Here is an 8,157-nt window from a genome sequence, read left to right as displayed (position 1 = left end):
AGGTTCGAGTCCTTCATGGCTCACCAGTTTGTGCAATATTCAGCCTGATGCGGAAGCGTCGGGCTTTTTTGTCGTTGTTTGGACAAGTAGAGCTGATTCGAGAGAGCGTAAGATGCTCTGAGTACGCAATCTTTGATTTAAGGGTGCTGATTTGTACTACCCCTAGAATTATGATAAGGGCATGCTCTATTGATGTTTTATTCGAAAGACATTATGATTAAAGGAATAGATAACTAACTCCTTTTATAAAAGGGTTTCAATAAGGTGGGACGTTATGGTGGTAGACAAAACCGTTAATATTAAGGAATTCAATCGAAATCGAATATATATGCTGCTGCGGCAAAAAAGAAACTTATCTAAGCAGGATATTGTGCAGCATTTGCAGATTAGCTTACCAACCATTACGCAGAATTTAAATTATTTGCTGCAGGAGAAGCTGATTGCGAATACGGGGACCATTGGTAATACCGGAGGACGAAATGCACAGGTCTATTCTTATATAAGCGATGCCAAAATCGCTATTGGCTTAGATATTACGCGGAACCATGTCACAACTGTGGTTGTTGATTTAAATGGGGATATTATCCACATAAACAGAAGAAGACAAAAGTTTGAGACCTCGGATCCTTATTTTCAGCTATTGGGAAATATCATTCAGGAGGACATAAAAGAACTGGATATTGACGATTCGAAAATATTAGGTGTCGGCATCGGGGTGCCGGGATTGATTACGGAAGACCACCAGACTGTCTTTTACGGGAAGATCCTGAATTTCACCGGAGAGACGCTGCAGCGCTTCACCAAGTACATACCGTATCCGGCCATTCTTGTGAATGATGCGAATGCGGCTGGGTTCTCGGAAATATGGGCAACGCCGGACACGAAAAATGCATTTTATATTTCTCTTAGCAATAATATTGGCGGAGCCGTTTATATTGGAAATAAAGTGTTTGCCGGAGAGAATCAAAAGAGTGGGGAAATCGGGCATATTACGATCATTCCAGACGGTCTCCCTTGTTATTGCGGTCAAAAGGGCTGCCTTGAGGCATATTGCTCAGCTTCTTTATTAGCAGATACAGCTGATGGGAGTTTGGGGCGTTTTTTTGAGGAGGTACAGGGTGGCAATCGTGAAAAGCTGATCGTTTGGGACAACTATTTGCGCCATCTTTCGATCGCCATTAATAATATTCGCATGCTGTTCGACTGTGACATTATCCTTGGCGGTTACGTAGGGGCTTATATGGAGAATTATATCGATACGTTGAAGAAGCTGGTGGCTAGCCGCAATACGTTCGAAGATCATGCAGATTATGTGCGCATTTGCAGTTATAAAACGGAGGCTATTGCCGCTGGGGCTGCTCTGCCCTTCATCGATCAGTTCATTAATCAAATATAAGAAGATAGCAAGCTTACAGCAATCGCATGGAGTCGGTTTAAAGGAGTCAAGTTCCTTTACCTGCTTCATGCGTTTTTTTATCCTCCAATCGGCTGAACAAGCAGGAAATATTTCTTATCTTGTGCTGCAAAATGATACTTATTTTTTAATTGCATATTGACAAGAAGGACGAGAGGGAATATCCTTGCATTAAGTAGTTTTATAAAACACTTTAATAAAAGTAATTTACTTATTGGGGAGGCGGATGCATAATGAATCAACAACAATCTACCAGCTTAAAAGCCACGACAGGGAACGTACCAGCAACTATGAAAGCGCTTGTAGCGTATGGGAAGCATGATTACCGCTTTGAAGCCAACTATCCTACGCCTGAATGTGGGCCAGACGATATGATCATTAAAACGGAAGCATGCGGCATTTGCGCAGGAGACTTGAAGTGCATGCATGGCGCAGCAATGTTCTGGGGCGACGAGACACAGCCAGAATGGGTGAAGCCTCCGTTTATTCCGGGGCATGAATTTTTAGGAACAATCGTAGAAATTGGCGAAAATGTAACCGATTTCAAAATTGGGGATCGAGTAACTGCGGATCAGATCGTTCCTTGCCAAGAATGCAGATTTTGCAAAAGAGGGGAGTACTGGATGTGCCAGCCCCATAACATATTCGGTTTCCAAGGCTCAAACAACGGGGGAATGGCGGAATATGTTCGATACCCGAAAACGGCGGTTGTCCATAAGGTGCCAGGAGAGATGGAATTGGAGTCCGCGTTGCTGATTGAGCCCTACGCTTGCTCGAAGCATGCCGTGGATCGGGCGCAAATCGGATGCGAGGATGTCGTCGTTATCTCTGGGGCGGGGCCTCTTGGCTTAGGGATGATCACGTATGCGAGAATGAAAAATCCAAAAAAATTGATTGTGCTGGATTTGGTTGAGAACCGTTTGGAAAAGGCGAAGGAATTTGGCGCGGATATCGTCCTCAATCCGAAAGAGACGGATGTGGTTCAAACGATTTTGGATATGACGGAGGGTTACGGTTGCGACATCTACATCGAAGCGACAGGGCATCCTTCCAGCGTAACGCAAGGGTTGAGCATGATTCGCAAGCTTGGACGCTTCGTGGAATTCAGCGTGTTCGGGGAGCCGACTACCGTGGACTGGTCCATCATCGGCGACCGCAAGGAGCTGGATGTATTGGGATCACATTTGAGCCCCTATTGTTACCCATTCGTCATTGAAAATGTTGCAAACGGCAATCTGAAAACGAACGGCATTGTAACTCGCAAGTTCCCGATTGAGCAATGGGAAGAAGCCTTTGAATATGCATCTGGTAAGCATGGTGACTTCAAGGTAGCGATTACGTTCTAAAAAGGGTGAATGCTAAATGGAGAAATATGTAGTTGGAATTGATTATGGCACATTAAGTGCCCGTACGATACTTGTTAACGTATCCACCGGAGAGATATGTGCTTCTGCAGAGATGAACTATCCTCACAGCGTAATGGATCAGGTGCTGCCGGACGGCGTAACGAAGCTGGGGCCGGATTGGGCTTTGCAGCATCCGCAGGACTATTTACAATGCACCACTGCAACGCTGGCAAAGGTTCTGGAAACGAGCGGCATTGATACACGGCAGATTATTGGCGTCGGCACCGATTTTACGGAATGTACGATGCTTCCCGTAAAGGCGGATGGAACGCCCCTGTGCATGCTGGATGCATACAAGAACAATCCGCATGCGTATGTGAAGCTGTGGAAGCACCATGCGGCAGCAGAGGAAGCCAACCGACTGAATGATATAGCCCGTATGCGGGGCGAGGAATTTTTGGACTTCTACGGTGGGAAAATTTCTTCAGAATGGATGTTTCCGAAAATATGGCAAATTCTTAATGAAGCACCCGAAATATATGAAGCCGCTGATCGGTTCATGGAGCTTGCCGATTGGATTACACTACAGCTAACTGGCACAGAAACACGAAATAGCTGCACAGCTGGATATAAGGCCATATGGCACAAGCAAAATGGATTTCCATCAAATTCATTTTTGAAAGCGCTCGATCCAAAGCTGGAACACGTCGTTGACGAGAAAATGTCGAGAACCATTTATCCGGTAGGCACCAGAGCAGGATCAATTACAGAAGATAGTGCAAAATGGACGGGACTTGCTGCAGGGACAGCGGTATCCGTAGGAATAGGCGATGCCCATTGCGCCGTAATCGGCTGCGGGATTACGACTCCCGATATTTTACTAATGGTGATGGGGACATCCGGCTGCGACATGCTGGTTAGTGAAACGGCAGTGAAGGTGCCGGGCATTAGCGGCATTTGCGAGGATGGCATTTTGCCTGGGTTCTACGGCTATGAGGCAGGACAATCCTGCATGGGAGACCATTTCTCATGGTTCGCGAATCACTGTGTGCCAGAGCGCCTAGGGCAAGAGGCCAGAGCTGCGAACAAGCATGTGCTGCAGCTTCTCAATGAGAAGGCAGAGAAGATTAAGCCCGGCGCCAGCGGCTTGATTGCGCTGGATTGGTGGAATGGAAACCGTTCCGTTCTGGTGGATGCGGATCTGACAGGATCAATGTTCGGCATGACGACGGCTACGACAGCCGAAGAAATGTACAAAGCATTGGTTGAAGCAGTTGCATTCGGGAAGCGGATGATTATAGAGAACTTTGTACAGCACGGAGTTCCGATTGCCAAAATCATGGCTACAGGCGGGATTGCGGAAAAAAGCCCATTCATTATGCAGACCTTCGCGGACATCATCGGCATGCCGATTCACGTCGCGGCAACTCAGCAAGGAACAGCGATGGGGGCCGCCATGCTCGGAGCCGTAGCGGCAGGCAGTACTAATGGAGGATACGACTCCATTCAGCAGGCTGGGAAAGCAATGGGTGGAGGCATTAAGAAAACGTATGAGCCACAAGGTAAGCACAGGGACATTTATAATCGACTCTATGCCCAGTATATGCGGCTGCATGATTATTTTGGTCGCAATGAACAGAGTCCGATTAAACAATTGAAAGCGATTAAATTGGAAGTGATGGGTGGAGAGAGTTCCAATTAACATCTTTATAGAATAGCTGCATTACGGACAGTAGAAGAAGGAATAGATCATCCAGGAAAGAAGTGATGCACTTGAAAGACAAACATATTTTGGACAAAATAGGTATTCCTTCATCTCTAGCTTGGGGCTATCTCGGCATTCTGATCTTTATGATGGGGGATGGTCTGGAGCAGGGATGGTTAAGCCCATATCTGGTTGAACAGGGACTCACCGTACAGCAATCCGGCATTTTATTTACGGTATACGGGGTTACGATTGCATTGTCTTCTTTCCTGTCCGGATTATTCGTTGACGCGATTGGACCTAAAAAAGCAATGTTGACCGGGTTAATCCTATACATTCTCGGTTCCGTAGGCTTTATTGGTTTAGGAATTACCCAGCTTTCATTTGCAACGATGCTGCCGACATATGCGTTTAAGGGTCTCGGCTATCCTTTGTTCGCATACTCGTTCCTCGTCTGGATCGCTTATCAGACACCTCAGAAGAAGCTGGGAACGGCTGTCGGCTGGTTCTGGTTCGTGTTCACTGGGGGCATGAACGTACTCGGCGCATACTATTCCACCTGGGCATTGAAGCACTTGGGGCATATCAATACACTATGGAGTGCAATCGTATGGGTACTGCTTGGGGCATTGTTCGCACTGGTCATCAATCCCGGCGGCAAGCTGGATAAGTCCAAGGCAGAACAGCATGACAACAAAGTAAAAGAGCTTGCCAAAGGATTGGCAATTGTCAAAAAGGAACCGAAAATCGTATTGGTCGGCTTAGTTCGCATCATCAATACGGCTGCACAATTCGGCTTCCCCATATATATGCCGCTATACATGGAGAGTCAAGGCATTAGCATTTCGTCCTGGCTGCATCTATGGGCTATGATTTTTATCGGAAACATCGCGTTCAACCTGATGTTCGGCATTGTGGGCGATAAGCTTGGCTGGAGAAATACGGTAATGTGGTTTGGATGTGCAGGCTCGGCCTTCTTTACGATTTTACTCTTTTACGTTCCTCAACTTGCGGCAGGCAATGTATGGCTTGTGCAAATTGTCGGGATTTTGTGGGGCGGATGTCTGGCAGGCTTCGTGCCATTGTCTGCGATAGCCCCGTCTTTGGTAAAGGAAGAAAAGGGTGCAGCGATGTCAATCTTGAACCTGGGCGCGGGATTGAGCGCATTCGTTGGACCAGCTCTTGTTGCTTTATTTATTGGAAGCCTCGGTTACGCCGGCATTACGTGGCTTTTCGCTGGGCTATTTGCAGCAGCAGGCGTTATGATGATTTTTGTCACGCTCCCCGCTGAGAAAAAAACAACGAAGGAAGCGAGTGCACATTCTGAAATTGTAAGCGCTTAATAATGTTATCTAAAAAAGCAGCTCTTCTCCACTTGGTAGAGGGCTGCTTTCATCATAATGCTAGCGATCAATTTTCTGGTAACTATTGTTTGTTCGATATAAGGTAGGACTGATTCCATACACGCAGGTAAACTGATTTGAGAAGTAATGGATTGAATCGTAGCCCAACATTAGCGCGATTTCCGTAATCGATTGGCGGCTTTCCATCAACAGAACGGCCGCCTTTTTCATGCGAGCCTGCAGCAAATACGCTTTAGGTGATACTCCTGTCTCTTGCTTGAAAAGCCGATAAAATTGGGACTTTTCCAGCCCACATTCGCTGCACCAGTAATCAACCGAATGCCGCTGCTCGGGATGTTCGTCCATTCGCTCCAAGATTCGAGCTATGCGATAATCCGTAGGATTGGGCAATCTGCTTGCATCGTACCATTGAATCAGCCAGGAGTAAAAACTAGCTGATGCAGCCTGCTTCGTATAGCAGCCGCGCCGATTATATGCGGCAAGCACATGCTTCATCAGCTCAATGAAGTAAGGATAAGGACGAAGCGAAGTGCAGGTCGGCAATGATTCCAGTTCTGTGCAAGACTTCTGTACGGTTAACCACTTCGGATCGAATTCATCCCATTCATAAGCAAAGGTAGGCTGGTTCGGCGGGGGAGCCTCCCAGAGATCGCAATAGATATTGCATGCATTCATCGTTTCATTTGGTGCATGCTCGAAGGAATGCCATTCGCCAGGACGTACAAAGATGAGCGTGCCGTTCGAGACCGCATATCGTTGGTCATCTATCGTCATATGACCATGGCCGTCCAAGAATAAGTGGAATGCATAGCTGTATCCTCTGCGTAGCTGTTCCTCTCGCGTTCCTCGGTAATTATACATATGCGCTGCACGGATGTATGGCCTTATATCCGCAATGGTATTCATGCCTATCCCTCCGGTTCGTTAGCGGAAATTTTTATAACTGACAGGAACTTGTTATAAATACGAGCAGCTAGGAACATGATACTATGTTTGCAGAGTTATGTCATGATAGGGGAAGTCTGCAATCGAAAATGATGACAGCATGTGTTGACGAGGAGGAACAATAATGGTTGATTTGGGCAAGGTGTTAGTAGAGGAATCACGAGGTGGTTGGCTGGAATGCGCTTATACAGGACATGTTGTAGGTGTTAACGAACAAGCTGAGACGCTATTCCATGTTGGCGACCCTGACTATGTAAGCTTTATGCGCTCCTCTTCGAAGCCAGTGCAGGCACTCCCTGCTCTGTTAGCAGGTGTTCCGGAACATTACGGATTAAGTGAGGAAGAGATCGTCTTAATGACCGCATCTCATCGTGCGCAGCAGTTCCATGTACAAGCGTTGGAATCGTTTATGAAGAAAACAGGGATCACTGAGGATCAATTTGTATGCAAGCCTACCTATCCACTGAATGGTGCTGCAAGAGACGAGCGGATTGCCAACGGGCAGCCACCGCGCTCCTTATATCACAACTGCTCGGGTAAGCATCTGGGCGTACTGGCATTATGCAAGATGATGGGATGGCCAACCGATAACTATGCAGAACCGGAGCATCCCGTTCAGCAGCAGGTGCTGCGCTTGATGTCTCAGCTTGCTGATGTGCCTGTCGAGCAAATTAAACTAGGAACGGATGGCTGCGGATTTCCGGTATATGCGATTCCAATTCGCAATATAGCCCTCTTGTATTTGAGATTGGCTTGTCCGGATTTAATTGCAGATGAGGAAGTACGCAGAGCAATTACACGCTTGACGGACTTGATGAACAAGCATCCATTCTATGTATCAGGAACGGAGCTTATTTGTCCAACGCTGCTTCAGGATCCGAATATCGTAGCGAAAGGCGGAGCCAAAGGCATCTATTGCTTCGGCTTGCGCGAGCAGAGAATGGGGATTGCCTTCAAAGTGATGGACGGATCGGAAGATCAATGGCCGATCATTGCTGCCGACATCTTGGAGCAAATTCAATACCCGACGACAGCAACCATTGAACGATTGAAAAAGCTGAGCCCAGCGGAGACGAAAAACGACAATGCGAGGGTAGTAGGAATTCGTAAGCCAGCTTTTACGCTTGAGTGGGTTAGATCCTAAGAAACTAAGAACATACTATTAGGGCCTGCTTGTATAAGCTGAAATATGGCTTGGCAAGCAGGTTTTTTAGCAAGAAAAAAATACCATCAAAAAATCTTTAAAAAAGATTTGCAATTCAATTATCAGTCTGATATATTATTACTTGTCCTTGTTGAACGGCAACGACGACAACGAAGCAAATGAAGTTGTACAGATTGGTTAATACAATAATATGCGGACATAGCTCAGTGGTAGAGTAT

The 8,157-nt window shown here is 46.6% G+C and carries 6 protein-coding genes; 5 read left to right on the top strand and 1 reads right to left on the bottom strand.

The window, feature by feature from the left end; all coding sequences use genetic code 11:
* The first annotated feature begins 274 nt into the window (after positions 1-274).
* The 4 genes from BBG47_RS26585 to BBG47_RS26570 all read left to right on the top strand — a co-directional run bounded on the left by BBG47_RS26585 (position 275) and on the right by BBG47_RS26570 (position 5,808).
* Positions 275-1,396, top strand: a complete 1,122-nt coding sequence (locus BBG47_RS26585; RefSeq protein WP_065294257.1) for an ROK family transcriptional regulator — start codon at positions 275-277, stop codon at positions 1,394-1,396.
* Between the two features lie 251 nt (positions 1,397-1,647).
* Positions 1,648-2,760: an MDR/zinc-dependent alcohol dehydrogenase-like family protein gene (locus BBG47_RS26580; protein ID WP_065294256.1), complete on the top strand. Its 1,113-nt coding sequence runs from the start codon at positions 1,648-1,650 to the stop codon at positions 2,758-2,760.
* A 16-nt stretch (positions 2,761-2,776) separates the two neighbouring features.
* Complete coding sequence (locus BBG47_RS26575; RefSeq protein ID WP_065294255.1) at positions 2,777-4,462, top strand: ribulokinase; 1,686 nt, start codon at positions 2,777-2,779, stop codon at positions 4,460-4,462.
* 65 nt (positions 4,463-4,527) lie between these two features.
* Positions 4,528-5,808 carry an MFS transporter gene (locus BBG47_RS26570; protein ID WP_065294254.1) on the top strand — a complete coding sequence of 427 codons (1,281 nt, stop codon included), beginning with the start codon at positions 4,528-4,530 and terminating at the stop codon, positions 5,806-5,808.
* A 60-nt stretch (positions 5,809-5,868) separates the two neighbouring features.
* Here the strand turns inward: BBG47_RS26570 and BBG47_RS26565 are convergent, their stop codons facing one another.
* Positions 5,869-6,735 carry an AraC family transcriptional regulator gene (locus tag BBG47_RS26565; RefSeq protein WP_065294253.1) on the bottom strand — a complete coding sequence of 289 codons (867 nt, stop codon included), beginning with the start codon at positions 6,733-6,735 and terminating at the stop codon, positions 5,869-5,871.
* A 163-nt stretch (positions 6,736-6,898) separates the two neighbouring features.
* On the opposite strand from BBG47_RS26565, the gene BBG47_RS26560 reads away from it, so the two are divergent.
* On the top strand, positions 6,899-7,918 hold the full coding sequence (locus BBG47_RS26560) for an asparaginase (RefSeq protein ID WP_065294252.1): 1,020 nt from the start codon (positions 6,899-6,901) through the stop codon (positions 7,916-7,918).
* The last annotated feature ends 239 nt before the right edge of the window (positions 7,919-8,157 follow it).

The sequence above is a fragment of the Paenibacillus sp. KS1 genome (assembly GCF_001680695.1).
GTDB lineage: Bacteria > Bacillota > Bacilli > Paenibacillales > Paenibacillaceae > Paenibacillus_B > Paenibacillus_B suaedae.
This window is presented reverse-complemented; position numbering and strand designations above follow the sequence as displayed.

What these genes read in the sequence shown, in the direction of transcription:
- BBG47_RS26585 (WP_065294257.1), top strand. Translation starts at nt 275, where the DNA reads ATGGTGGTAGACAAAACCGTTAATATTAAGGAATTCAATCGAAATCGA.
- BBG47_RS26580 (WP_065294256.1), top strand. Translation starts at nt 1,648, where the DNA reads ATGAATCAACAACAATCTACCAGCTTAAAAGCCACGACAGGGAACGTA.
- BBG47_RS26575 (WP_065294255.1), top strand. Translation starts at nt 2,777, where the DNA reads ATGGAGAAATATGTAGTTGGAATTGATTATGGCACATTAAGTGCCCGT.
- BBG47_RS26570 (WP_065294254.1), top strand. Translation starts at nt 4,528, where the DNA reads ATGCACTTGAAAGACAAACATATTTTGGACAAAATAGGTATTCCTTCA.
- BBG47_RS26565 (WP_065294253.1), bottom strand. Translation starts at nt 6,735, where the DNA reads ATGAATACCATTGCGGATATAAGGCCATACATCCGTGCAGCGCATATG.
- BBG47_RS26560 (WP_065294252.1), top strand. Translation starts at nt 6,899, where the DNA reads ATGGTTGATTTGGGCAAGGTGTTAGTAGAGGAATCACGAGGTGGTTGG.